Raw genomic sequence first — 25787 nt, forward strand, 5'->3', positions numbered from 1 at the left:
GCCGATGTTCGCATTATGTCTGCCAAATCGTTGTCTGGCGCACAAACCTTGAGGTGACGCCATGATCGTGCATCCGGTAGCCGTGATGATCGCCCCGGTCTTGCCGCCTGCCTGAAATCGTTGCGCGACGGCGATGTCCTCATCGTTTGGAAGCTCGACCGGCTCGGCCGAACGCTCACCCACCTGGTCAGCACGGTGCAGAATCTGTCGGATCGCGGTATCGGTCTGCGGGTGCTCACCGGCAAGGGCGCGCAGATCGACACCACGACGCCATCGGGCCGGATGGTGTTCGGCATTTTTGCCACACTGGCGGAGTTTGAGCGGGATATGATCCGCGAGCGCACCATGGCTGGCCTGGCCGCTGCCCGCGCGCGGGGACGCAAGGGTGGCCGCAAGTTCGCCCTCTCCAAGGCCCAGGTGCGGCTCGCTCAGGCTGCTATGGCCCAACGCGACACGTCCGTTTCCGACCTCTGCAAGGAACTCGGGATCGAGCGCGTCACTCTCTACCGCTATGTCGGTCCCAACGGGGAACTCCGGGATTACGGTCAGCGCGTGCTTGCTGCCAAAACGCGATGATGATGACGGGAGCCCCGATCAAACTTACCCAAGCGGACGCCGCAGACGTTGCAGACCTGTACAACCGTTGCAGCGACTATTTCCTGTTGCAGGACGGGGCCGCGCCCACGCTGGACGATGCTCGCGAGCTTTTCTCCGATGTGCCGCCCGAAAAGAGCGCCCACAATCAAGCTGTCCTGGGATGGAAGGGGCCTGGCGGCCTATATGCAATCGCGGCCATCCTCCGCGATTATCCGCGTGATGGCACATGGTATCTCGGCTTCATGATCGTAGATGCCGCACAGCGTGGTCGTGGCGTCGGACGCTCAATTTACTCGACGGTCGAAAGCTGGGCCGCTGCGAGAGGTGCCACAGAGATTCGGTTGGCCGTGCTGGAAGCGAATGAAGCGGCAGAGCGATTTTGGCGTTCTCTCGGCTTCATTGAGTATCGGCGCGTTGGGCCAGACACCTTCAAAATGCGTAGCCATCGCCGGATAGAACTGAGCCGTCGCCTTTCTGGCGCGACCGTAGAAGGCAGCAACAAGTAAGATCTCGCGCCGGCTATCTGGGCGAGCTTGGCGTAGGATTCCGCCCCCTCCCGCAAACGCCCCCATATGACGGCAGCGACTATGCCAGCGCCGGTTTTGTCGTAGGACTGGACAGCTGCATAATAGGTTCCCCTGCAGGCGCTGGCGAGAACACGGGAGCCATAAAATGGCACCCCGTCTGCGGCTTCGCGCTCGTAAGTGAATTGTTTGTCGAGATACTGTTTGGGCGTGGGCGTATCGGCCATGCCGGCAAGGTTCATTGAGAGCCAGCCCATGAACGTTTCTCCTAAATAAGTTTGGCCTGGGCGGCCGCGATGGGCAGCTTCAGATGCCCAGAGATCTGCCGAGCGAGTGCATTGATGTCGGTAAGGGCTGTGGCGCTCGCATGGCGAACCTGGCCTCCTGGTCCCTTCCACTGAGGATGGCGATATGTAATCGCGGCCGATCCAAAGCGCTCTACGGACAACCTGACGTAGAGATTGTTCGAGGTCAGCTCATGATCGCCAGCGATCGAAGGGTTTGGCGTGCGGTAATCCAGACGATAGTCACTACGATCCATGCCGAGTGCAACGGCCAACTGGCGCAAAGTCCGCTGGCCTTCACGGCGGAAATCCGCAAGATCCTGAGGGAGGTAGTCGACGCCCTTCCTCAAAAGAGCGACGATGGCAGGCCTATGCTTGAGGTCGGCGAGGCGGGTCAGACAATCTTCCCGCAGAAGTGCATCATCGGGATGAATCTCGTCCTGCGTGTCTGTTGAAAAACGTGCTAGGCGGCGTGCCAGCAACTGCACCGCTGGATCATTTCCCGGCTCAAAACCAGCGCGCTGGGCATCGGCCGCGGCATCGCTGAGCGCCGCCATGCAATGTGTGAAAGTAGTCAGCCCCTCGGGAGCCAGGGCGCGGCGGAAACGGAAATCGAGATCGTAGAACACAGCAACCTCCATCGTGTGAATGGTCGCCTGTTTCCCTCCCCCTCCCCTTTCATTCTTTCCGGCAGGCCCGGAGCACGAGACCCTGTGTCAGCCGGCCTCCACCACGACGGCGACAGGCACGCGGCCGCCTGCGGCCGTCCCGTCAGGATCAGACCACCCACACAACCAGCGATAAGCCTGCTCGGCCTTCGCCGCGGCAGTGATGATGGCGGTTTTGTCGCCCTTCAAAATGGCGAGCCAACCGGATATGTAGCTGGCATGATTGTCGTGTAGTTCAGGCGGAAGCCCGAGCTCTGAACAAACGATTCCAGCAGTAATGTCAGCTACTAGCTCTTCAAACGCATAGGCTTTGTCCCCAAAGCGGCGGCCGAATTCACGTGCCAGTCGGTGGGCAGCGCCGGTCGCGTGAGCCATCTCATGCCCGAGAGTCGTTGCATGATGATCGCTGGTCAGGAAATTGGCCTTGGGGGGCATCTGCACGTAATCGCCGCCCGGTGAATAGAACGCCCGGTTCCCGCCGTGACGGATCTCGATCGGGATTGGCGAGAAGAATGCATCGATCGCGGCCTGACGCTGTGATGGCTCTGCTTGCTGGTGCGCCATAGGTTGGGGGTAATAGTGCGCCGGTAGGCCATCGATCTGATCGCAATTGAACACGCTGTACGAACGCATGAAGCGTATGGTGACCGGGCTGCTTTCACCTGTCAGCGTCGGCTGTCCGGCCCTGGAGAAAGTATTGAAATAGATGCTGGGCGAAGAGGGTTCACCTCGGCGTACCGTGCCGCCAAGTTCGTGAGCCTGCTTGCGGGTCATCCAATATTGAGAATTGAAACCTTGGCAATCGGCGATCGCCCAGAGCAGCAGGCTGTTTATGCCGGTGTAGGCCTGCCCTAAGGCACGGCGTGGCCGTCCGCCGGCAAAAGTTCTCCATGGTCGTTTCCATGGCGCCACGCCCGCTTCAATCCGAGCGATGATGATATCAGTAATTTCCTGTGCGATGTCTCGCTTACCTCGCGGAACCATGGCCGCATCCTTTGTTCGAAAAAAAGGACCCGGGACTGCGCCCCGGGTCCAAGGTCATCAGGAGACTTGTCGTTCAGGTTCAAGCCGAGGCGTAGCTTTCTGCGTCCTCAGGAGAATTTTGTTCCGTGAGATTATCATTGATGTCCGGGTCCAGATCGCCGCTCCGCTCATCGCGATCGTCCCCGACATCATCAATATCGAGATCATCGTAATTCTCGTCTTCGAGGCCGTCAGGATCGCAGCCCTTGTCGTCCTGGCCATCAAGGTCGCCGCTGAAATCAGCATCCAGTTCGAACCGCATTGCAGGAGGCACCCAAGCGAGCGCACGCTGCTTGATCTCGTCCTCGACGATGACGTCGCCGGCGAACATCTTTTCGCACGATACAGCGATCTCGGTCTTCTTGGAGCTGGCGTAGCGGTTGGAGAGATCTACCCCGCCGATCTCCTGCAGCAGCGAGAGGATGGTGCCCTTGCTGACCCGATCGAAGTAGTTTGCGGCCGTTGGTCGCCACATCGCCGCTGGCTCGACATTAAGGAGCGTGCCGAGCTGCGCATGGATCGGATTGTAGCCTGCAGCATAGCCCTTCTTCGCTTCAAGTGACCGGGCCATGGTGTATGCGATCCAGGCAGCCTTCGTGTCGTCATCGAGTTCGCGGAAGGCCATGAAGCGGTCGACCTCGTTCGCCCCGTCGCACCAGGTTTTGTCAAGCGCATCGAACGCGCCGGCCATGATCTCTTCGGCCATGCCGGTGGGCAGATTGCTGGAGAGGATCGCATCCTGGGGATGGGGCGCCCGGATGGTCGTTCCGGTGTTGCTGAGCCCGGTTCGCGCGATCCCTTCGGCCATGGCGAAAATCGCGTAGTCGAGCGCGAGCGCCGGATCGTTCAGCAGGTTCGCGGCGAGAATGTTGCGGCGCTGGAGGGCGAGTTCGTCGAACAGGCGAGCACTATAGGCTTTGCCGCCCGGACCGGTGGCTTCTGGAAGCGACGGCTTGTTTTCGCCCGAACCTCGCGGAAGCTCGAAAGTGCCGCCCGAGACGTTGCCCTCTTCGTCGCGTTCCATACGCAGCAGCTTTTCGCTGTAGTAGTCGGAATCGAGCACCATCTCGCCTGTGGCGGTAACCAGAAGGAACTTGCCCACCTCGCTCTTCCATTCGTCGGGAAGCTCCATCCTTGATGTCGACAGATCTTCCATCTCTTCCTGGAGCCGGTCGTATTCAGCGTCCAGCTCAGCTGCCTCCGGCGACTCCTCGTCCAAAGCCTCGATCTCGTCGCAGATCGCACCGAGACGGCCCTGTATCGCTTCGATGCGGGCCTGGGCTTCTTCTGAAAGGGGAGCAGGCGGTAGAGCGACGGATTTGAGCTTCATTTCCTGCCGGACGTTCCAGACTGCAGACCCTGCCACCGGCCAGATCGCACCGAGACCCGTTTCCGCAAGCAGGCGTTCGGCTTCGGCCTGAAGCTTGGTGTTCACCAGGCCTTCGATGATCTCGCGATCGAGCCAGCGGTCGTCGGCGGTCTCACTGAAGAGGTCACGTTCGATCCGCCCCCCGGCGGCAGTGTAGGCATCTTCACCGACCAGCAGGGCGAGCGAGTCATTTCCCCGCGTCGAACCGTCGGCAATCAGGCGCCGCACAGCGTCCGGGCTATCGCCGCCGTACGAGCGGTGCATTCGCTCGAACACGCGGGTCTGGACTTCGTGCTGATCGGTGGAGGCATATGCCTTGGCAAGCTCGATCGACATCTTGCCTGCGGCGAACTGTTCGAAGATGGGTTCGGCGAGCGCGGCAAGACGCAGGCGTCCTTCTACGAAACGGCGCTCGACACCAAACCGCTTGGCAACAGCCGCAGTGTCGCCATCGACGCCGATGAAATGCTGGAAGGCCTGAACCTCTTCTGCCGGCGTCATCTCATCACGCTGGAAGTTTTCTGCAAGCGAAGTTTCGGTGGTTTCTGCCTCATTGGCGACAAGGAGCTTGCAGGCAACTTCCTGGTCGGCCCGCCACGCGCCGCGTGCGACGATCAGGGTCATCGCGCGCAGACGGCGCCCGCCGCAGATCACATCGTAATGGCCGCGCTTCTTGGACTTGGTGACAACCAGGTTCTGCAACAGACCGCGGGCTTCGATATCGTGGGAAAGCTGTTCGTCCTTCGCCGCATTTTGGGTCTTGCGGACATTGCTCGCTGAAAGAAGCAGCTTGTTGAGGGGGATGAGTTCTTGCATCTGATGTCTCCTTCTGATGTCCCGTTCTTCTGCCGGGACACCCCACCCCTTCCCCCTCCCCTTTCCTCACGCGCCCTGGAGGATCTGCGAGACAATCTCCTGCGCGCGCGCCAGCGGCACAAAGGTCCTGGTCTTGTAGGCGATCACTTCGGTGAAGCAGCCGAACGACTTCAGCCAGGAGAGCTGGTCGTAGGGAACACCGATCAGCTCGATGCGTGTTTCTGTGTTCACCACGCTCTTCCTGATCGTCATCGGCCATGGCCATTCGACCACCGTGCTGCCCTTCTGATTCAGCGCAGCCAGCACGCCCTCCGGCGTAACCTGGAATGTGGAACTAACATCGAACTTCTTGAGGAGCGCTGGGACGTCGCTTTCATGGACGATGCGGCCGAGCCAACTATTGCCTGCGGCATCGACTACGCGCCGCACCGAAAGATAGTCGCTCGGCAGAGACGACCAGATCGGCAGTAGCAGCCCTGCGGCAAGATGGATCGTTTCCTTGACCATCTGAGCAGCAGCTTCAGTCGCTTCAGCTTCCCAAAGCTTTTCGAAGGCATCGCGATCAACAGGCTCCCAGGCACTCTCGGTCAATTCGTCGAGGATCTTGTATTCCGTGCGAGTTGGTCGTGTGAGCGTTACCCGGCGAATAAGCTCACCGGATTCCTCCATGAGTGATCGGGCGGTTTCGACAAACGCAACTTTGCCTGACTTGGCGTTGCGCATGAAACGAGGCTTATCGCTGGCATTGGCGATACCAAGGATGCGGGCTGCGGTGACGGGGCGAACGGCCGTTTCCACCTCAATCGAAAGAAGGTGAGTCGTCGCTCCGGTGCGCTGGTCTGTGCGCAGGATCACATCTTCGCTCACCCTGGCCTTATCGACAGAGATGGTTTCGACGCCAATGTCGAGAGTGCCGGCATCGCGCGCCGCTGAAACCCGCGCTTCGACGAGCCCGAGAAACTCCTCGAAAATGCTGTTCTGCATACCGATCGGCAACGCGAGGATGCGGTTGAGCCACCGGGTGATGGGTGGTAGTTCTTCGACAAGACATCCATCCGCTCACTGACTCTATCGAGCATGCCGGGCGCCAAGCCCGCATCGAGCTACTGGCGCGGCTGGGCGAACATACAGGGCAAGCTGCTGCGATTGGACGGCTGCCGAGAGGGAGAAGGCGCGATCACAGGCCCAGCTTTAACGATGATGCGCGATGACAAGACTGTCGTGAAAGTTGATTTGACATCGATCCGTAGGTTTACCGCGCGCTTCATGTGAACAGGGCTGTCACTCAAGATCGGTCGAGCGGAATTGTCCTGAGGAGGTAGAAGTTCAAACCGTCCTCAAGCTGGAGGATTCGTCGAAGTGAAGCTTCGCCCTTTTGCTGGTAGCGTGCACGCGCGTTCATTCGTAAGCATGAAATCTGGCCGCCGCGGCGACCGCACGCTCGGTGGCGTGCCTCTTCCGCGCCGGAGGACATACGGTCGAGGTCCACTTCAATGATGCTCGACCTTGTTCCGGACAGCGTCGCCTCGACCTTCAAATCGCCATCAGTCCTCGGCGTGATGCGACCTAGCCGACAAGAACCGCGCGATACCGTCCAAAAGCCTTGGTGTCGCGACTGCGAGATAGCCATCGAGATCGGTTGGATCGCGTCAACGCGAGCGTCTGTTACATGACATCTTTGAGCCCAGCAGACTCGATTGCTTTTCGAGGTCGGCGACCTCCACTCCATGCGTCTTCGCGAGGGGCTCGACCTCCTCCACGCTGACCGACCTCCCGAAACGGCTCTAGTCTCCGGGCCAGACGCAAGCAAATCTATAGGCGTGCGGCTTTTCCAATTCTCTGCCCATGAACAGGCGTCTGCTATCAGCGATCTGAAACCTGTGCGTAAACGGCAGCTTTGTCGGCGCGGGCGGGTGCTCCGCTGATGGCGTAGTGTCCTGTTGAAGAACCTCCAATGGGTGCCCGTCATCCTTGTGTATGAGTATCGAACGCTACAAGTTCGGATAGTTCGGCCCGCCGCCGCCTTCGGGCGTGACCCATTCGATGTTCTGGGTCGGGTCCTTGATGTCGCAGGTCTTGCAGTGGACGCAGTTCTGCGCGTTGATCTGGAGCTTCATGCCCGAACCGTCCGGATCGACGAACTCGTAGACCCCCGCCGGGCAATAGCGCGCTTCCGGCCCGGCATAGAGCGGCAGGTTGATAGCGGTGGGAACCGAGGGATCCTTGAGCTTCAGGTGAACCGGCTGGTCTTCCTCGTGGTTGGTGAACGAGTAGGACACGCTGGTCAGGCGGTCGAAGCTGATCACGCCGTCCGGCTTGGGATAGGCGATCGGCTTATAAAGGTCGGCGCGCTGGAGCGTCGAGGCATCGGTGTGATGCTTCATCGGCTTGGCAAGCCCGAAGCCGAACAGCGTGCGCAGCCACATGTCGGCGCCCGCCAGCACCGTGCCGATCTCGCCGCCCCACTTGGCGACCATTGGCTCGGCGTTCTGGACGAGCTTCAGTTCCCTGGCGATCCAGCTTTCGCGCACGGCGGTATCGTATTCGCCAAGCGTGTCCTGCTCGCGGCCTGCCTTGATCGCGGCAGCGATCGCCTCGGCCGCCAGCATGCCGCTCTTCATCGCGGTATGGGTACCCTTGATGCGCGGCACATTGACGAAACCTGCCGAGCAGCCCGCCAGCACGCCGCCCGGGAAGGCCAGCATCGGCACCGACTGCCAGCCGCCCTCGTTGATCGCACGCGCGCCGTAGGCCACGCGCTTGCCGCCTTCCAGGATCGCGCGGATTTCCGGGTGCTGCTTCCAGCGCTGGAATTCCTCGAACGGATAGACGTAGGGGTTCTTGTAATCGAGCGCGGTCACGAAACCGAGCGCGACCTGGTTGTTCGCCTGGTGGTAAAGGAAGCCGCCGCCCCAGGAATCGCTCTCGCTCATCGGCCAGCCCTGGGTGTGGATCACCCGGCCGGGGACGTGCTTGTCCGCCGGGATGTCCCAGAGTTCCTTGATGCCGATGCCGTAGATCTGCGGCTGGCAATCCGCCTCCAGATCGTACTTCGCCTTGAGCCGCTTGGTCAGGTGGCCGCGCGCGCCTTCGCAGAACACGGTGTACTTGCCGAGCAGGTTCATGCCGGGCTGGAAATCGCCCTTGGGATTGCCCTCGCGGTCGATACCCATGTCGCCGGTCTGGACGCCGATCACGGCGCCCTTGTCGTCATAGAGGATCTCGGCGGCCGGGAAGCCGGGGAAGATCTCGATCTCCAGCGCCTCGGCCTGTTCGGCCAGCCAGCGGCAGAGGTTGCCCAGCGAGCCGGTGTAGTTGCCGTCGTTCGACATGAACGGCGGCATCACCAGATGCGGCAGGGAGAACTTCTTCTTCTTCGTCAGGTGCCAGTGCCAGTTATCGGTCACCGGGGTCTCGGCCAGCGGGCAGCCGTCCTCGCGCCAGGTCGGCAGCAGTTCGTCGAGCGCCTTGGGATCGATCGTCGCGCCCGAGAGGATATGCGCGCCGATTTCCGAACCCTTTTCGAGCACGCAGACCGAAAGCTCGGCATCCAGTTGTTTCAGCCGAATCGCCGTCGCCAGTCCCGCAGGCCCGCCGCCCACGATGACGACGTCATACGGCATCTCTTCGCGTTCAATCATGCTGCTCTATCTCGAAAAGGGCTCGGGTAATATGGGCTCAAAGCTTGCCGGTAAGCTCCGGCACGGCGCTGAACAGGTCCGCCACGAGCCCGACGTCGGCGACCTGGAAGATCGGGGCGTCCTCGTCCTTGTTGATGGCGATGATGGTCTTGGAGTCCTTCATGCCCGCAAGGTGCTGGATCGCGCCCGAGATGCCGACCGCGATGTAGACTTCGGGCGCCACGATCTTGCCGGTCTGGCCGACCTGGTAGTCGTTCGGCACATAGCCTGCGTCCACCGCAGCGCGCGAAGCCCCGACAGCGGCGCCGAGCTTGTCGGCCAGCGGCAGAATCACCTGCTCAAAAGTCTCCGAATCCTTCAGCGCGCGGCCGCCCGAGACGATCACCTTGGCGCTCGTCAGTTCCGGACGTTCCGACTTGGCGATTTCGGCGCCAACAAAGCTGGAGAGGCCCGCGTCACCGGCACCGGCAACGTCTTCGATCACGGCCGAGCCGCCCTCGGCAGCGGCCTTCTCGAAGGCGGTACCGCGCACGGTGATGACCAGCTTGGCATCGCTCGATTCGACGGTGGCGATGGCGTTGCCAGCGTAGATCGGACGCGTGAAGGTCTTCTCGCCCTCGACCGAGAGGATGTCCGACAGCTGCGCGAGGTCCAGCAGCGCGGCGACGCGCGGAGCGACGTTCTTGCCGGTGGTGGTCGCGGGCGCCAGGAAGGCGTCATGGTGGCCCATGAGATCCACGATCAGCGGCGCGACGTTCTCGGCCAGCGCGTGTTCGTAGGCGGCGTTGTCGGCGAGGTGGACCTTGGCGACACCGGCGATCTTCGCGGCGGCTTCGGCAGCGGCGCGGCAACCAGACCCTGCGACCAGCAGGTGAACTTCACCCAGCTTGGCGGCAGCGGTGACGGTGTGGAGCGTCGCGTCCTTGACCGACGCGTTGTCGTGTTCGACCCAAACAAGCGTCTTCATCAGGCGACTCCCAGTTCCTTGAGCTTTGCAACCAGCGCATCGACGTCGGCAACCTTGACGCCTGCCGAGCGCACGGGCGGCTCGGAAACCTTGAGGGTCTTGAGGCGCGGCGCGATGTCGACGCCGTAGTCGGCGGCAGTCTTCACATCGAGCGGCTTCTTCTTCGCCTTCATGATGTTGGGCAGCGAAGCGTAGCGCGGCTCGTTGAGACGCAGATCGGTGGTGACGATCGCGGGCAGCGCCAGCTTCACGGTCTCCAGACCGCCATCGACTTCGCGGGTCACGGCGACGTGATCGCCGTCGATCTCCACCTTGCTGGCGAACGTACCCTGCGGGCGGCCGAGCAGCGCGGCGAGCATCTGGCCGGTCTGGTTCGAATCGTCGTCGATCGCCTGCTTGCCGAGGATCACGAGGCCGGGATTCTCTTCGGCGACGATCGCCTTGAGGATCTTGGCGACGGCCAGCGGCTCGACTTCGGCATCCGTCTCGATCAGGATCGCGCGGTCGGCACCCATGGCGAGCGCGGTGCGCAGCGTATCCTGCGCCTTGGCCGGGCCGACCGAGACGGCAACGATCTCTTCAGCCTTGCCCGCTTCCTTGATGCGGATGGCTTCTTCCACCGCGATCTCGTCGAACGGGTTCATGCTCATCTTGACGTTGGCCAGGTCAACACCCGTGCCATCCGCCTTCACGCGCGGCTTTACGTTGTAGTCGATCACCCGCTTCACGGGCACGAGGATCTTCATCTCTCCACTCCTCATTGAATGGTAGGACCATTATAGCTTTGTATCTGTCTGTCAACTCAGTGGTCCGGGCATTGCCCAATCGGGCGAGATGGGCGTACCTTGGGGCATCGACCAAGAGAGAACAGAAGTGGCAACAGCAAGTACCGAAAAACCCGCTTTCGCGCCGATCAAGACGCAGCGGGCGTTCGAAGTCATCTGCGAGCAAATCCGCGCCCAGCTCGCCGCCGGTACGCTGAAAGCGGGGGACAAGCTGCCCGCCGAGCGCGAATTGGCCGCACAGTTCCAGGTCAGCCGCAGCGCCTTGCGTGAGGCGCTGCGCAGTCTGGAAGTTGCGGGCATCATCCGCAACCTGAAGGGCGTGAAGGGCGGGGCGGTGATCCAGTCGGCCGAGCCCGATCGCATCGTCCAGGCCATGCAGGACTATGTCCACCTCGGCGACGTCACTCTCGACGAACTGACCGAAGCGCGCATCGCGATCCAAGACATCGTCGTGCGCCTTGCCTGCGAGCGGGGGACCGAGGGGCATTTCGCCGAACTCGAACAGATCGCCGAGCGCACGCGCGAGGAAACGTCGGTGGAAGCGCGCTACGAATGCGCGGCAGCCTATTACGACGTGCTCGCCCGCGCGACGGGAAACCGCATGTTCGGGATATTCGTCGATTCCCTTTCCGGCGTCCTCCACGAATTCGTACGCGGGCCGGGTTACGAGACCTTGCAGGAAACCCTGATCGAATCCCGCTTCAAGCTGATCCGCTTCCTGCGTGCCCGCGATGCCGAGGCCGCCGCCGAGGAAATGCGCAAGCATCTGGAGCGGGTCTATCGCCATGTCCGCAAGAACATCAAGGTGCAGGCCGGACCGGGAAAGGCGCGCAAGGCCTGATCCGGAGCGGTCATTGACCGCATCCTCCGTCGGTGCAATAGGTAGGACCATTAGATATATGGACCTATTGGAGCGGCGAGGATGGACGAACAGGCGGGACGGGAACCGGGGGACGCTCTGGCGGGCGTACGGGTGCTGGATTTCACATCGGTCATGGCAGGGCCGTTCGCCACGCGAATGCTGGCGGATCTGGGCGCGGACGTGCTCAAGATCGAGTCGCTGGAAGGCGATCAGGTCCGCGCTCGCCCGCCGGTTCGCGAGGGGCATTCGGCCTATTTCGGCCATCTCAATGCGGGCAAGCGCAGCCTGGCCTGCAACCTCAAGTCCCCTGAAATGCGCGACCTCATCCAGCGGCTGGCGGAAAGCTACGACGTGGTGGTCGAGAATTTCCGTCCCGGCGTGATGAAGCGCTTCGGGCTCGATTACGAGACGCTTGCAGCGATCAATCCGCGCCTGATCTATTGCTCGATTTCAGGCTATGGCCAGCAGGGGCCGAAGGCACATTTCCCCGCCTATGCCCCGGTCATCCATGCCGCCAGCGGCTTCGACATGGTCAACCTGCACTATCAGGACGACGCGAGCCGACCCGCGACTTCGGGCATCTTCGTGGCCGACGTGCTGGGCGGCACCCATGCCTTCGGCGCGATCCAGACCGCGCTTTTCCAACGCGAACGGACCGGAAAGGGGCAGTACATCGATCTGTCCATGCTGGAGGCGATGGTCGGCATGCTGGTGTTCGAGACGCAGGAGGCGCAATTTCCGGGCGGCCCGCGTCGGCCGCTCTATACACCGCTGAGGACGCAGGACGGCTTCGTCATGGTGGCGCCGACCAGCCCCAAGAACTTCGAGCAGCTCACCGAAGCGGTGGGCCATCCGGAATGGCGCGAGGATGCCCGATTCCTCACCAATGCCGATCGCAATGCGAACTGGGCGACCATGCTCTCGCTCGTGGAGGAATGGACCAGCCAGCGCTCCTCGGCGGAAGCGGAGGAAGTCCTGTCCCGGCACGGGGTGCCTTGCGGGCGTTACCGCGAGATGGATGAGGTCTTGGCCGATCCGCAACTCGCGGTGCGCGGGGCGATGTCGTCCGTCGGCGATGCGGCCGGAAGCTATCTCGTGCCGAACCCGCCGTTCACGATGAGCGGAAGCCGGGTGCAGGTGCGCCCGTTCGTGTCCGAACTCGGAGAACATGGCGCGGCGGTCTTGGAGGAGGAACTGGGCCTGGGCGAGGAAGCCGTGATGGCTCTGAAGGACGCGGGCCAATTGCTTTAGGCGCCGGTGTCAGGGGGCAGGGCAGGGCGCCCGCCCCCTTCGGTCGTCAGCGAAGGAGTTCCTTCGCAATCGTGTTGCGCTGGATTTCCGAGGAACCTTCGTAGATCCGGGTGATGCGGATATCACGATAGAGGCGCTCCACCGCGAAACCGCGGCAATATCCGGTGCCGCCGAAGATCTGCACGGCGGTGTCGACGGTGCGGCTGCCCGCCTCGGTCGCGAAGAGCTTCGCCATCGAGGCCAGTTCGCGGCGCTTGTCGCCCTGATCGTAGCGCCAGGCCGCGTCGAGCAGGATCAACCGCGCCGCGCGCATGTCGGTCGCCATCGTCGCGATGTAGTGGCGGATCGCCTGGAAGTCCGAGATCACGCCGCCGAAAGCGGGGCGCTGCTTCGATTCCTCGATGGCCAGTTGCAGCGCGAATTCGCCCATGCCCACCGCCGTTGCGCCGACGTTCATGCGGCCCTCGTTGAGACCTTCCAGCGCATAGCGGAAGCCCTGGCCCTCTTCGCCGAGCAGGGCGTCGGCGGAAACCTGGCAATTGTCGAAGCTCAGTTCGAACACGCCCGGCGTCGCCGTGCCCATCAGCTCGATCGTGCCGGTCACCGAGAAACCGGGGGTGTCCGCCGGCATGAGGAAGGCGGAAATTCCGCCACGTGTGCCCGCCGACTTGTCGGTATAGGCATAGACGATGACGTACTTGGCCTTCTTCCCGTTGGAAATGAAGGTCTTGCTGCCGTTGATGACCCAACCGTCGGCATTGCGAACGGCGGTCGAGCGCATCGAGCCGGGGTCGGAGCCGGAGTTGGGCTCGGTCAGCGCGAAGGCGATACCGATTTCGCCGGTGGCCATGCCTGGCAGGAGCTGTTCGCGCTGGGCCTGGCTGGCGTGGTAGATGATGTTCTTGGCACCCGGCCCCATGAGCGGGCGCAGTTCGGTCCAGAACTGGGGCGGCAGGTGGGCCAGTTCGATCTGCACCGCCGCCTGCGCCAGGGCGCCGAGGCCGAGGCCGCCGTATTCCTCGGGCAGAGCCATGCCGAAGTAGCCGTTCTCCACCAGCGTCTGGCGCACGATCGGCGGAACCTCTCCGGTTTCGACGAACTGCTGTTCCAGCGGCAACAGGTCGCGAACGATGTCGCGGGTAACGTCACAGATGTTCCGGACGTCTTCGGGAAGTTCGAAATCCACGGGAAGCCTCTCCTCTTGGCATGAACGGGCAATAGCCGTCACGAGTCATTGACCTAATGGTCGTACCATTCAATATATAGGTCGTCCATGCGATTTTTCCGGGCTTGGTGCCGGGGTCCCCATGACGTAGAGCAAGGAAGTCCATGACGACCGATCCGTTCGACCTGAACCTGCGGCATCTGCGCGCGCTTCTCGCGATCCGTGAGCATGGCAGCATTACGGCCGCCGCCGATGTCGTCAGCCTCTCGCAACCGGCACTGACGCAGGGGCTTGCCAAGCTGGAGCAGCAGTTCGGCTATACGCTGTTCGAACGGCGCTCGGGCGGGATGGTGATGACCCCGATGGGGGCAATCGTCATCGAGCGTGCGACCCTGGCGCTCGAACATCTCTCCACGGCGGCCAAGGGGCTTTCGGCGGTCTTCGCCCATCCCGAACGGCTGATGACGATGACGCAGCTTCGCGCCTTCATGGCACTGGCCGAGGCCGGGAGCTTTTCCGCGGCTGCCCAGTCCACCGGCCTGTCGCAGACCGCCGTGCACCGCGCGGTCGGCGATCTGGAGCACATGATCGGCGGCAAGCTGCTCGAACGCCGGGGCCGGGTGGTCTGGCTCAATCCGGCGGGCAAGAAGCTGGCGCGCGGGGCCCGCCTTGCCAGTGCCGAGATTGCCGCCGCCATCGCGGACCTTGGTCTGGATAGCCGCAGCGGCAGCGAGTTGATCGCGTTCGGCGCGCTGCCTCTGGCGCGGCCCTATCTCGCGCCTGCCGCCATGGCCGGGCTCGCCCGTGAAGAGCCGCGCGCTGCCTTCAAGGTGCTGGAGGGCAGCTGGCGCGAACTGGTGGAGCCGTTGCGCGACGGGGTGATCGATATGGTCGTGGGGGCTCTGCGGCCCTATGAAATCGCCGACCTTTACCAGATGCCGCTGGTGGAGGACCGTCTGGTGATCGCGGCCGGAAGCCAGCATCCGCTCGCGGGCGTGGAGCGACCGACGATGGAGCAGCTTTCGGCCTTTCCCTGGATCGTTGCACCGGCCAATTCGCCCTTGCGCGAGCAGTGGCAGGAACTGTTCGAAGGGCACGCGCTGCCGCCTACGCCCATCGAATGCGGCTCGGTGATGATTATCGGCCGCCTGTTGACCGACGGCGATTTCCTGACGCTGCTGTCGCCCGACCAGGTCGCGCTGCAGATCCGCAGTGGGCTTCTCACCCAGATCGGTGCGCCGCTCGAACACAGTCGCCGTGTCATCGGCATCACCACGCGGCGCAGTTGGCGGCCTACCGCGATCCAGCGGCGCTTCCTCGATCTGCTCAAGGAAAGCGCCGGGCAGATCCGCTCGGACTTCACCCAGCCCGATCTGCGCGCGTCGGGCTGGGTATAGCCCCGATCAGTCGAGGTTGATCCAGACGGCCTTGGTTTCGAGATATTCCTCGATGTGATGCGGGCCGGATTCGCGTCCGAACCCGCTGACCCCGAAGCCGCCGAACGGCACGCCGGGGTCGAGCATCTGGTAGCAGTTCACCCAGACCGAACCGGCGCGGATGCCCCGCGCCATGCGATGCGCCGTCGAGAGATCGCGCGTCCAGACGCCGCTGCCGAGGCCGAACGGCGTGGCATTGGCGCGTTCCAGCACTTCGTCGATGGTGTCGAAGGAGAAAGCCGAGAGCACCGGGCCGAAGATCTCCTCCTGTGCGATGGTCATGTCGTCATGCACGTCAGTGAAGATCGTCGGCGCGACGAAAAAGCCGTCGTCGTAACCAGGTCCTGCAAGACGCGCACCGCCGACCAAGGCTTGCGCGCCTTCGCTGCGCGCACCGTCGATATAGCCGAGGATCTTGTCCATCTGCGGTGCCGAAACCACCGGGCCGATCTGCGTCTGGGGATCGAGCGGATCGCCGACCCGGATCGTGCGGGTAAAGGCGGCAAGGCGCTCCATGAATTCCTCGCGGATCGAGGACTGGACGAAGAGCCGCGTGCCGGCGCTGCAAATCTGTCCGGAGTTCGCGAAGACCGCCATGGCGGCAGCCGGGATCGCCTGGTCGAGATCGGCATCGGCGAAGACGATGTTGGGCGATTTGCCGCCGAGTTCGACCGTCACGCGCTTCATCGTCGGCGCGGCGGCCTTGATGATCTTCTCGCCCACGCCGGTCGATCCGGTGAAGGCGATCTTGTCGACACCGGGATGGGCCGAAAGCGCCGCTCCGGCATCGCCGAGGCCGGTCACGACGTTGACGACGCCTTCCGGCACGCCGGCTTCCAGGCACAGTTCGGCAAAGCGCAGCGCCGAAAGCGGCGTTTGCTCGGCGGGTTTCATCACCAAAGTGCAGCCGCTCGTCAGGACCGGGCCGGTCTTCCACACGGCCATGCCGACAGGGCCGTTCCACGGATTGATCGCGGCGACCACCCCGACCGGCTCCTTCAGCGTGTGCGACAGCACATCGCCCGGCGCGGAGTTGTTCAGCGTATCGCCCGCGATCAGCGTCGCCTGGCCCGCATAGTAGCGCAGCAGCGCGGCGGCGCGGGTCTTGCCCAGGACGGTGCGGGACAGCGGCGCGCCGAGGTCGAGCGTGTCGAGCATCGCCAGTTCTTCGTAATGCTCTTCCACGAGATCGGCGAGGCGCAGCATGATCCGCTGGCGTTCGGCGGGCTTCATGCGCCGCCATGGCCCTTCCAGCGCCGTGCGCGCGGCCTTGACGGCGCGGTCGACATCCTCGGCATCGCCCTGCGCGACCATGGCGAGCAGTTCGCCGGTTGCCGGATTGCGGGTCTCGAACCGCTTGCCCGAGGCAGCGGGGACGCGGCGGCCGCCGATCAGCATGTCCTGCTCCGGCATATCGAGCAGGCGGGGGCGGGCGATAGAGGTCAGTTCCATGTCGGTTTCCTTGGAAAAGGGCGTGCCGGTCAGGCGGCTATGTTGGAGCGGGCGGCATCCTCGAGGATGAAGCGTGCGGCGCGCTCGGCGATCATCATCGTGGGAGCGCTGGTGTTGCCGCTGATGATCTCGGGCATGACGGAGGCATCGACCACGCGCAGGCCGGAGACTCCGCGTACGCGCAGGCGGCCGTCCACCACGGCCATCGGATCGGAATCCGGCCCCATCTTGCAGGTGCCGGTGGGATGGTAGGCGGTGTTGACGATCTTGCGCAGCGCTGCATCGATCTCGGCATCGCTCCGGTGCTGCGCGCCGGGCTCGATCTCTGCGCCGGTGAGGGGCGCGAGGGCTGGCTGGGCAAAGATGCGCCGGGCCTCGCGGAAACCGGCGATCAGGGTCTTCATGTCGTAGGGATCGGCGAAGAAGTTGGGATCGATCACCGGCTTGTCCTCGGGCCGGTTGCTGGCGAGGCGCACCGATCCGGCGCTGCGCGGGCGCAGCAACTGGACGAGACCCATATAGCCGTGGCGGCGCGGAATGGCGCGGGCGTCGAGCTTGAGGCCGACCAGGAAAGTGATCTGGATGTCCGGTCGTCCGCTGCCGTCGGTGCAGAGGAACCCGCCGCATTCCGCGACGTTCGAGGCGAGCATGCCGGTGCGGCTGGCGAGATATTGCAGCGGGCTGGCAAGAATCCGCGGTAGCGACTTGGCCGAGACGGCGTAGGATTCCCCGCTCGGGTTCTCCATAGCGACATGGACGGTAGGATGGTCCTGGAGATGCGCACCGACGCCGGGAAGGTCGTGGAGCGGCTCGATGCCCACTTCGCGCAAGTGATCCGCCGGGCCGATGCCGGAGAGCATCAGCAATTGCGGGGAATTGGTCGCGCCCGCGCAGAGCACGATCTCGCGCCGGGCATTCAGCACGCTGCGCAGCCCTTCCCGTTCGATCTCGATCCCGGTCGCGCGGCCACGGTCGAACATGATGCGGCGGACGAGAGTCTCGTCGAGCACGGTCAGGTTGGGGCGGCCAAGGGCAGGGTGCAGGAACGCCCGCGCGCTCGACAGGCGGGTGCCCTTGCGCTGGTTGAGGTCGTAGCGGCCGAAACCGTCCTTGCGCTCCCCGGCGAAGTCGTCGTTGCGGTAGTGCCCGGCCTGTTCGGCGGCATCGAGAATGGCACCTGTCACCGGATTGAAGGAGCGCGGCTTCTGCACGTCGAGTTCGCCGCCCTTGCCGTGCCAGGGCTTGTCCGGCCCGGCATAGTTCTCGACTGCCTTGAACGCCGGAAGCACGTCATCGTAGGACCAGCCTGCGTTCCCGGCGGCTTCCCAGGCCTCGTAGTCCTCCTTCTGGCCGCGAATATAGACACCGCCGTTGATGGCGCTGCATCCGCCCAGCAGCTTGCCGCGCGGGAAGTTGATCGTCCGGTTCCCGACGGCGGCATTGCCTTGCAGCGCCTGCTTCCAGTTGGTCCGATCGCTCGGCAGCAGGAAGATGTTGCCCACCGGCATGACGGTCTTGAGGTTGACCGGCCATTTCCGGTCGGACGGTCCCGCCTCGATCAGGGCGACGCGGTTGGCGGGATCGGCCGAGAGGCGATTGGCCATCAGGCTTCCGGCCGAACCGGAGCCGATCACGATATAGTCGAAGCTGTCGTTCACGCGGTCATTTCCTTGCGGCCGAATGAGGGGCGGCCGAGCGGCGGGACATGCCCGCGCACGGCGATGAAACCGATGGCATTGACCAGCATGAGCGCCGCCAGAACGCCGAAGAACAGGAAATTGCCCCCGCCGATCAGACCCGCACCGGCTACCGAACTGACGATGGCCCCGGCCCGCCCGGCTGCTCCCATCAGCCCGAGGCCGCGCGCCCGCACTGCGGTGGGGAAGGCATGGGCGCCGACCGCGAACATGGCTGACTGCGCGGCGCTGGCGAACAGACCCAGCGCGCCGAGGCCGATCAGCATGGAGGTCTCGGCATCGCCCCCTCCCGTGCGCAGGAATGCCAGGAACAGGCAGACCGCCGCGCCGACCAGCGCCATCAGGATCAGGGTCGGTCGCGAGCCGAAGCGCATGATCGCCACCGAAGCGCCGACTGCGCCCAGCGTGCCGCCGATGTTGAAGCTGGTGAGGCCCAGGCTGGCCGAGGCGAGACTGAAACCGGAAGAGAACAGCAGCGTCGGCGACCAGTTGAACATGAGGTAGATCATGAACATGCCGGAGAACATCGCCAGCGAAAGCGCGAGGCTGTCGCGCAGCAGCCGTCCGTGCAGAAGCGCGCCGAACGGTACGTGGTCGGTGGTTTCCACGGTGGCCGGGCCGCTCCGCAGAGGCGCGTGGCCGATCCTGAGCATCAATCGCTCGTACTGGCCGCGCCGCTCGGGACGGCTTTCGAGGAAGCGCGGCGATTCCGGCAGGATGAAGTGGAGCAGCACGGTGAAGGCGATCGTCACCATCCCGGCGAGATAGAACAGCCAGCGCCAGCCCAGCACGGGCAGCACCGCCGCTGCCGCGATCCCGCCGAGAATGCCGCCGATCGAGACGCAGACGACTCCGAACGTCACCGCCACGCTGCGCCAGCGGGTCGGCGTGAATTCGGCGATCATGGCGCTGGCGGTTCCGGGCACACCGCCCAGGCCGACCCCGGCAAGGGTCTTGAGCGCGGCAATGTGCCAGAGGCTGGTGCTGGTGCCGGTCAGCAGGGTTGCCACGCCGAACAGCGCGACGCCTGCCAGCAGCGCGCCGCGCCGTCCGAAGCGGTCGCCGATATAGCCTGCCGCCAGCGTGCCCACCGCCATGCCGACGAAGCCCAGCGCAAAGACGCCGCCCAGCGCCTCACGCCCAATCGCCCACTCCTTCAGCAGCGACGGGGCGGCAAGGCCCAGCATCTGGTTGTCGAGACCGTCAAGGACGACGGTCGCCGCTATCATCAGGACCGTCCATACCTGGAAGGACGACATCGGTGCGTCGTCCAGCAAGCCCTTCGCGTCCCGGTCTGTCGCGATGATCGCCACAGCTTCTCCTCTTCATGGGGTCTTTGCCCCTTCTTGTTATCGCCGGGATGGCCGATCCCGTTTGATCATGGCCGTCAGATATCGAGCACCAGGCTGGCCGTCTTCGCGCCAGAGCAGCAGACCATGATCGAGCGGTTGGCCGCCTTTTCGTCCTCGCTCAGGAAGTGGTCGCGGTGGTCGGGAATGCCGTCCAGCACCTTGACCTCGCAAGTGCCGCAGACGCCTTCGGAGCAGGCGAAGCCGACATCGACCCCGGCCCCGAGCAGCGCGTCGAGCATCGTCTCGCCTTCGCTCACGGTCAGCGTCTTGCCGCTGCGCGCCAGTTCCAGCGTGTAGCCGCCTTCGGTCGCCAGTTCGGTCTCGGCCGAGAAATATTCGATATGGGCATGGCCCTTGGGCCGCGCGGCATTGGTGGCGACGAACGCATCGAGCATGCCGTTCGGCCCGCAGCAATAGAGATGGGCGTCGGCAGGCGCGGCCGCGCAGATCGCGGCAAGGTCGAGCCGCTGCGCGCCGGGCAGTCCGTCATAGACGACGTTGACGCGGTCATGGTCCTCGATCCGCTCGACATAGGCGGCGCGTTCGGGCGTGGCGGCGACGTAGTGCAGTTCCCAGGAGCGGCCCAGCTTCTCGAGACGGGCGATCATCGGAAGCATCGGGGTGATGCCGATGCCGCCTGCGACCAGCACGGTATGCGCCGCATCCTCGACCATCGGGAAGTTGTTCTTGGGCTCCGAGATCTCGATCCGCTCGCCCACGCGCCATTCCTGATGGATGTGCTTCGAACCGCCGCGGCTGTCGATCGCATGGTGGACGGCGATCTCGTAATAGCCGCGAATGGCGGGATCGTTGACCAGCGAGTAGCTGCGAGCAAGGCCCGGCTTGAGCTGGACGTCGATATGCGCGCCCGGTTCGAAGGCGGGCAGCAGGCCGCCGCCGACAGGTTCGAGCACGTAGGAATTGATGCCTTCCGCTTCCCAGCGAATGGTCCGAATGAATGCCTGCATCACACTCTCCTTGAGGCACGATGCGTCCGGTGGTCGCCCCGGTGCGCCATGGATCGGCGCCCGCTGGAGACCCTCATGCGTCTCGTCACCCTCTGTCCTTTTTTATCGGGCGGGACGGTGCATGGATCGCACCTTCCCGCCGGTTTCGATTACTCTGCCGCTTCAACCGTTTCGGGCCAGCGGACGGCCCTTGCAAGCGCGGATTCATAGGCGTTCTGCAAGCTGTCCTGCGGATCGTGCAGGAACGATCCGGCGCGGGCGCGGTAGAAGATCGACGGGTCCTCGACACCCGGCGGCACCACGCCCTTGTTGGCGAAGGCACGGGCGGCGATCAGGGCGCGGCGGCGTACGCGGGCGATCATCTGGTCGGTCGGGGCGAGGTTCTCGAAGCTGTGGTCGGTGATCGGGCCCATGCTCTCGGTCACCGCCTGGTCCTGCATCGTGATATTGGCGATGCCGGTGAACTGGGTGCCGTTGCGCTGGGATTCGCGGTCGATCGCCCAGTCGTTGGCCTCGCTGTCGGGCGAGCGCCAGCGGCCGAACCAGTCGGTGGTGTTCGGCGCATATTCCAGCGGGCCGAACAGCGGGGTGCCGTCCTTGAGCGTGGACGTATAGGCCGGATTGCCGGCATCGACGCCGCAAGTGATGTCGAACAGCATGGAATGCTCGTCGTCCATCGGCACCCAGGCGCGGGCGATGGCGCGGGTGGCGAAGCGGTTGTTGGGCGTCTGCGTCCAGAACGGGAACATGTAGTGCGCCACGCGCCACGACATCTGCCCGTCGTCGTTGGGACGATAGCCGCCGTACATCACGCCCCAGTCCGACTGGAGCACTTCATATTCCGGCGCGCGGTTGAGCACGGTCGGACGCATCGGGTGGTCTTCGTCGAGATCCTCGGCCTCAATCGAGCCGACGTGGAGGAAGCCGACATGGCTGGTGTCGATGTCGCCTTCCAGCGCCTGAAGCCAGTTGCAGTCGCGCTGGAGGCACCAGATCTCGGCATCGGCGTGCATGGTCGCCTCGATCTCGGGAAGCGGCGGCGGGCTGGCCTGGTTCTCGCCCATGTAGACCCAGATCAGCCCGTTCGCCTCGTGCGTCTTGTAGGCCTTGGCGTGGACCTTTTCCTTGAAGTCCATGCGGGCGGGCACCGAGGGCATGTCCACGCACTTGCCGTCCACGTCGAACTTCCAGCCATGATAGACGCAGCGGATGCCGTTCTGCTCGTTGCGGCCCACGAACAGCGAGGCGCAGCGGTGCGGGCAGCGGTGATCCATGATGCCCACCCGGCCGGAGCTGTCGCGGAAGGCGATCAGCTTTTCGCACAGGATCATCAGGCGCACCGGATCGCCGTCCGCCTTCACCTCGGAGGAGAGGCAGGCAGGCATCCAGTACTGCCGCATGAAGGAACCCATGACGGTTCCGGGGCCAACGCGGGTGAGGTCGGTGCTGTCTTGTGGCTGCATGGTTCAGGCTCTTCCTTGATCGTCTTCGATCGCCTCGACCCTCCTCCTGAAGCCTGTGGTTCCGGTGAGGCGGTGGCGGTTCTCGTTTGCCCATTCGAGCTACCCGCAGATTTCCGCCAACCCCAATCGGAATATGGTCTTACCATTCGAAAACCGGGATGAAACTATTGCAAGGCATCGCGTTTGCCGCTTCTCACCGTCTCAAGGCGGCAGGGAAGCCGCGATAAAGCCCTTGGGGAGATGCCATCCATGACATTCAAGTATATGACTTCCGCGGCCGTTTGCGCCCTGTCTACTATAACGATTGCACCGGCTTTTGGGCAGACCGCCGCGCCGGAAACGGCCGAAGCGGACGACAGCCCTGCTGCCGCATCGCGCCCCAGCGTCGATTCGCAGGACATCATCGTCACCGCCCAGCGCCGTGCTTCCACCGTGCGCGAGGTTCCCTTCTCCATTGCTGCGTTCGGCGGCGAACAGCTTCGCACCGATCAGGTCTTCAGCCCCACCGCGCTGACGCAGCAGATGCCGGGAATCACTGTCAACACGTCGGACAAGTCGCTGTCGATCGTCGCCATTCGCGGCAACGTCTCGACGTTCCGCACGGCGACGCTGGATACTCCGGTCGCCTATTTCATGGATGACATCTACTATGTGTTCAACAACGACCTGAACGCCAACTTCTTCGACGTGGAGCGCGTAGAAGTGCTGCGCGGCCCGCAGGGTACGTTGTTCGGCCGCAACGTCGTGGGCGGCGCCATTGCCGTGATCAGCAAGAACCCAGAATTCAAGGACGACTATTTCCTCCAGGGCACCGGCGGCAATGCGGGCTACTTCCGCAGCGAAGGCATGGTCAACACCACGCTCGTCGAAGACAAGATCGCCGCGCGCTTCTCGTTCAGCACCGAGACTTCGGACGGCCAGATCGACACGCCCAACCAGTCGGGCAGCTACGGCAAGACGGACGGCTATGCGATGCGCGGCAAGCTGCTGTTCCAGCCCACCGACACGCTGAAGGTCGTGCTCTCGGGCGACTACAGCTATACCAAGGGCAATGGCGGTGCGATCGGTCTCGGTATCGGCGGCAACCAGGTCGTGCCGGATACCTTCGGTGATTTCACCAACGACAAGTGGGTGAACAACGATTACACGGCCTCGCCCTATCGCCAGCGCCTGCGCGGCGGCTATCTGCGCGGCGATCTCGACCTGCTGGGCGGCACGCTGACCTCGATCACCGGCTACCGCATGAACGACAGCCGCGCGACCAACGACGACGTGCCGGTCGGCACCGAAGTGCCCGTGTTCGACCGCCGTCAGGTGGTGCGCAACCGCAGCTTCACGCAGGAAGTGCGCTACGCCTCGGCGCCGGGCGTGCTGTCCTACGTGGTCGGCGCCTATTACCTCTCGGCAGACGTCTCGACCACGAACATCTTCAACTACAGCCCGCTGTCCGGCTCGGCCGTTCCCGCCAGCGTGCGCCGCAATCCCGACGTGACCAACATCACCCGCGTGCAGCAGGGCGACGTGCGCAGCCTCGCGGTGTTCGGCGAGGCGACGCTCAAAGTCACCGACCAGCTCTCTCTTGTTGCGGGCGGGCGCTATACGTCCGATCGCAAGAAGATCGACTATCACGCGTTCTCGACCACCGACGCTGGCGCCATTCCGGGCTTCGGCTTCCCCGGAGAAGTGATCGCCTCGGGCGGCAAGACCTGGAACGCCTTCACCCCGCGCTTCACGATCAAGTACGAGCCCTTCGACAAGGTCAACCTCTACGCGACCTATGCCAAGGGCTTCAAGTCGGGCGGCTTCGTGGACAATGCCTATCGCGATCCCACCATCCCGCTCGCGCCCGAACATGCCGAAAACTACGAGATCGGCGCCAAGACCCGCCTGTTCGGCGACATGCTGGACTTCAATGTCGCGCTGTTCCGCCAGAAGACCAAGGACCTCCAGAACTTCTCCGGCGCGGGTGGTATCGCCCATACCTACAACGGCACGCTCAAGATGAAGGGCTGGGAAATCGAATCCGTGCTGCGGCCGATGGACGGACTGCGCCTGACCGGGAACTATACCCACCTGATCGGCACATATACCTCGCTGGAAGATCCGCTGGTCGGCCTCGATTATTCGGGCAATCCGGCGAAGTTCGCGCCGCGTGACGCCTTCACCATCGGTGCGAGCTATCAGGCGGTGCTCGGCAACGGGGCAAGCCTGACGCCGCAGATGGACTTCAACTACTCCGCGCGCATCTCGACCGACGATGCGAACACGCTGCGTCTCTACCAGAACCTTTACAACGATACGCGGGGCCGCACGCTCAACGCGCGCCTGAACTACGAGTCCGCCGATGGCCGCTGGACCCTGGGCATCTGGGGCAAGAACCTCACCAACAACTACCAGATCGTCAATGCCGACGACATCACGGCGTTCCTCGCGACGCCCGGCAACGGCACGACGTATTGGAAGATCTTCACCAACACGCCGCGCACTTACGGCGTGACTCTCTCCATTCGGCGCTGACGGCCTGGCGGGGGAACGGCACGCCGTTCCCCCGCCTTTTTCGATGGAAATTCAAGAACCAAGGAATCCGAGATGACTATGCCTACCCAGCTTCCCGCCAACGGCAGCTTCTCCTTTTCGGGGCGTACCGCGCTCGTCACCGGCGCGGCGCGCGGCGTGGGAGAGGCGGTCGCGCGGGAAATCCATGCTGGCGGGGGCAAGGTGGCGGTGAGCGACATCGACCTTGCCGCTGCCGAGGCGGTGGCGCGCTCGCTCGATCCCTCGGGCGAGACGGCCATGGCCATTGCGCTCGACGTTCGCAGCAAGGACGACTTCCTCGCCGCGCGGGATCGGATCGCATGCGCGTGGGAGCGGGTCGATATCGTCGTCAACAACGCCGGCCTCGCACGCCGCACGCCGACGCAGGACATCAGCCCCGAAGAATTCGACGAGATCGTCGCCATCAATATGCGCAGCGTGTTCCTCAGCTGCCAGATTTTCTCCGAGCATATGAAAGCCAGCGGCTATGGCCGTATCGTCAACGTCACCTCGCTGGCGGGCCAGAACGGCGGCACCGTCGCCTCGCCGCACTATGCCGCCTCGAAGGCCGGAGCGATCATGCTCTCGAAGTATTTCGCGCGTTATCTCGCCGGAACTGGCGTGACCGTGAACGCCATTGCGCCCGGCCCGATCGACACCGCCAAGGGCCGGCTTTCGGAAGAGCAGATCGCGCGCGTGGAGGCGGAAGTGCCGGTCGGCCGGTTCATGGAAGTGGGCGAAATCGCTGCCGCCGTCGCGCTGGTCGCCTCGGATCGCGGCGGGTTCTTCGTCGGGGCCACGCTCGATATGAACGGCGGACTCTACCTCCGATAAGCGCATGGCATGGCGGGGCTCGTCCCGTTTTTCCAATGGCTTTATTCAATTGCGATTGGAGGCGGGATTTCCGCGAGGATAGCCTCTATCCATAAAGC

18 protein-coding genes and 2 pseudogenes are annotated in these 25787 nt (G+C 63.7%); 7 read left to right on the forward strand and 13 right to left on the reverse strand.

Annotation, left to right across the window (positions count from 1 at the left end):
* Nucleotides 1-63: 63 nt before the first annotated feature.
* Nucleotides 64-576 (forward strand): annotated as a pseudogene (locus tag NTCA1_RS23835) (recombinase family protein); the annotation flags it as partial.
* Complete coding sequence (locus tag NTCA1_RS23840; protein WP_007686150.1) at nt 573-1103, forward strand: GNAT family N-acetyltransferase; 531 nt, start codon at nt 573-575, stop codon at nt 1101-1103. The pseudogene NTCA1_RS23835 and the gene NTCA1_RS23840, both read left to right, overlap by 4 nt.
* Nucleotides 1104-1389: 286 nt before the next feature.
* Here NTCA1_RS23840 and NTCA1_RS23845 read toward each other — a convergent pair whose 3' ends face one another.
* The 7 genes and pseudogenes from NTCA1_RS23845 to NTCA1_RS23875 form a co-directional block, all read right to left on the reverse strand.
* Nucleotides 1390-2034, reverse strand: a complete 645-nt coding sequence (locus NTCA1_RS23845; RefSeq protein ID WP_159832026.1) for a hypothetical protein — start codon at nt 2032-2034, stop codon at nt 1390-1392.
* Nucleotides 2035-2121: 87 nt separating this feature from the next.
* Nucleotides 2122-3057 carry an ArdC family protein gene (locus tag NTCA1_RS23850; RefSeq protein WP_159832027.1) on the reverse strand — a complete coding sequence of 312 codons (936 nt, stop codon included), beginning with the start codon at nt 3055-3057 and terminating at the stop codon, nt 2122-2124.
* Nucleotides 3058-3136: 79 nt separating this feature from the next.
* Entirely contained in the window at nt 3137-5281 is a 2145-nt protein-coding gene (locus tag NTCA1_RS23855; RefSeq protein WP_159832028.1) for a ParB/RepB/Spo0J family partition protein, read from the reverse strand.
* 66 nt (nt 5282-5347) lie between these two features.
* Nucleotides 5348-6310: pseudogene (locus tag NTCA1_RS23860) on the reverse strand (strawberry notch C-terminal domain-containing protein); the annotation flags it as partial.
* A 962-nt stretch (nt 6311-7272) separates the two neighbouring features.
* Complete coding sequence (locus tag NTCA1_RS23865) at nt 7273-8922, reverse strand: electron transfer flavoprotein-ubiquinone oxidoreductase (protein WP_133085282.1); 1650 nt, start codon at nt 8920-8922, stop codon at nt 7273-7275.
* A 37-nt stretch (nt 8923-8959) separates the two neighbouring features.
* Nucleotides 8960-9889, reverse strand: coding sequence for an electron transfer flavoprotein subunit alpha/FixB family protein (locus tag NTCA1_RS23870; RefSeq protein ID WP_133085281.1), 930 nt, complete (start codon nt 9887-9889; stop codon nt 8960-8962).
* Entirely contained in the window at nt 9889-10635 is a 747-nt protein-coding gene (locus NTCA1_RS23875) for an electron transfer flavoprotein subunit beta/FixA family protein (protein ID WP_133085280.1), read from the reverse strand. Before NTCA1_RS23875 ends, NTCA1_RS23870 begins: the two co-directional genes overlap by 1 nt.
* Before the next feature lie 127 nt (nt 10636-10762).
* Here NTCA1_RS23875 and NTCA1_RS23880 point away from each other — a divergent pair, with 127 nt between their 5' ends.
* Nucleotides 10763-11515 (forward strand): FadR/GntR family transcriptional regulator, encoded by a 753-nt coding sequence (locus tag NTCA1_RS23880; RefSeq protein ID WP_133085279.1) that lies wholly within the window; start codon nt 10763-10765, stop codon nt 11513-11515.
* A gap of 81 nt (nt 11516-11596) precedes the next feature.
* A complete protein-coding gene (locus NTCA1_RS23885; protein WP_133085278.1) occupies nt 11597-12787 on the forward strand; it encodes a CaiB/BaiF CoA-transferase family protein in 1191 nt (396 codons plus the stop codon).
* Nucleotides 12788-12833: 46 nt separating this feature from the next.
* Here NTCA1_RS23885 and NTCA1_RS23890 read toward each other — a convergent pair whose 3' ends face one another.
* A complete protein-coding gene (locus NTCA1_RS23890; protein WP_133085277.1) occupies nt 12834-13973 on the reverse strand; it encodes an acyl-CoA dehydrogenase family protein in 1140 nt (379 codons plus the stop codon).
* Nucleotides 13974-14116: 143 nt separating this feature from the next.
* Here NTCA1_RS23890 and NTCA1_RS23895 point away from each other — a divergent pair, with 143 nt between their 5' ends.
* Nucleotides 14117-15349, forward strand: coding sequence for a LysR family transcriptional regulator (locus NTCA1_RS23895; RefSeq protein ID WP_133085276.1), 1233 nt, complete (start codon nt 14117-14119; stop codon nt 15347-15349).
* A 6-nt stretch (nt 15350-15355) separates the two neighbouring features.
* Here the strand turns inward: NTCA1_RS23895 and NTCA1_RS23900 are convergent, their stop codons facing one another.
* The 5 genes from NTCA1_RS23900 to NTCA1_RS23920 form a co-directional block, all read right to left on the reverse strand.
* Nucleotides 15356-16840: an aldehyde dehydrogenase gene (locus NTCA1_RS23900; protein WP_133085275.1), complete on the reverse strand. Its 1485-nt coding sequence runs from the start codon at nt 16838-16840 to the stop codon at nt 15356-15358.
* A gap of 29 nt (nt 16841-16869) precedes the next feature.
* Complete coding sequence (locus NTCA1_RS23905; protein WP_133085274.1) at nt 16870-18498, reverse strand: GMC family oxidoreductase; 1629 nt, start codon at nt 18496-18498, stop codon at nt 16870-16872.
* Nucleotides 18495-19850, reverse strand: a complete 1356-nt coding sequence (locus NTCA1_RS23910; RefSeq protein ID WP_236549540.1) for an MFS transporter — start codon at nt 19848-19850, stop codon at nt 18495-18497. The genes NTCA1_RS23905 and NTCA1_RS23910 overlap by 4 nt, the downstream gene beginning before the upstream one ends.
* Nucleotides 19851-19924: 74 nt before the next feature.
* The gene (locus NTCA1_RS23915) at nt 19925-20857 is read right to left on the reverse strand and encodes a PDR/VanB family oxidoreductase (RefSeq protein ID WP_133085273.1); all 933 of its coding nucleotides are present in this window, start codon (nt 20855-20857) and stop codon (nt 19925-19927) included.
* 149 nt (nt 20858-21006) lie between these two features.
* Entirely contained in the window at nt 21007-22320 is a 1314-nt protein-coding gene (locus tag NTCA1_RS23920; RefSeq protein ID WP_236549541.1) for a Rieske 2Fe-2S domain-containing protein, read from the reverse strand.
* Nucleotides 22321-22569: 249 nt separating this feature from the next.
* Here NTCA1_RS23920 and NTCA1_RS23925 point away from each other — a divergent pair, with 249 nt between their 5' ends.
* Entirely contained in the window at nt 22570-24837 is a 2268-nt protein-coding gene (locus NTCA1_RS23925; RefSeq protein ID WP_133085272.1) for a TonB-dependent receptor, read from the forward strand.
* A gap of 72 nt (nt 24838-24909) precedes the next feature.
* Complete coding sequence (locus NTCA1_RS23930; protein ID WP_201282582.1) at nt 24910-25689, forward strand: SDR family NAD(P)-dependent oxidoreductase; 780 nt, start codon at nt 24910-24912, stop codon at nt 25687-25689.
* Nucleotides 25690-25787 lie beyond the last annotated feature (98 nt).

Origin of the sequence: Novosphingobium sp. TCA1 (assembly GCF_009811895.1) — a bacterium.
GTDB classification, from domain to species: Bacteria; Pseudomonadota; Alphaproteobacteria; order Sphingomonadales; family Sphingomonadaceae; genus Novosphingobium; species Novosphingobium panipatense_A.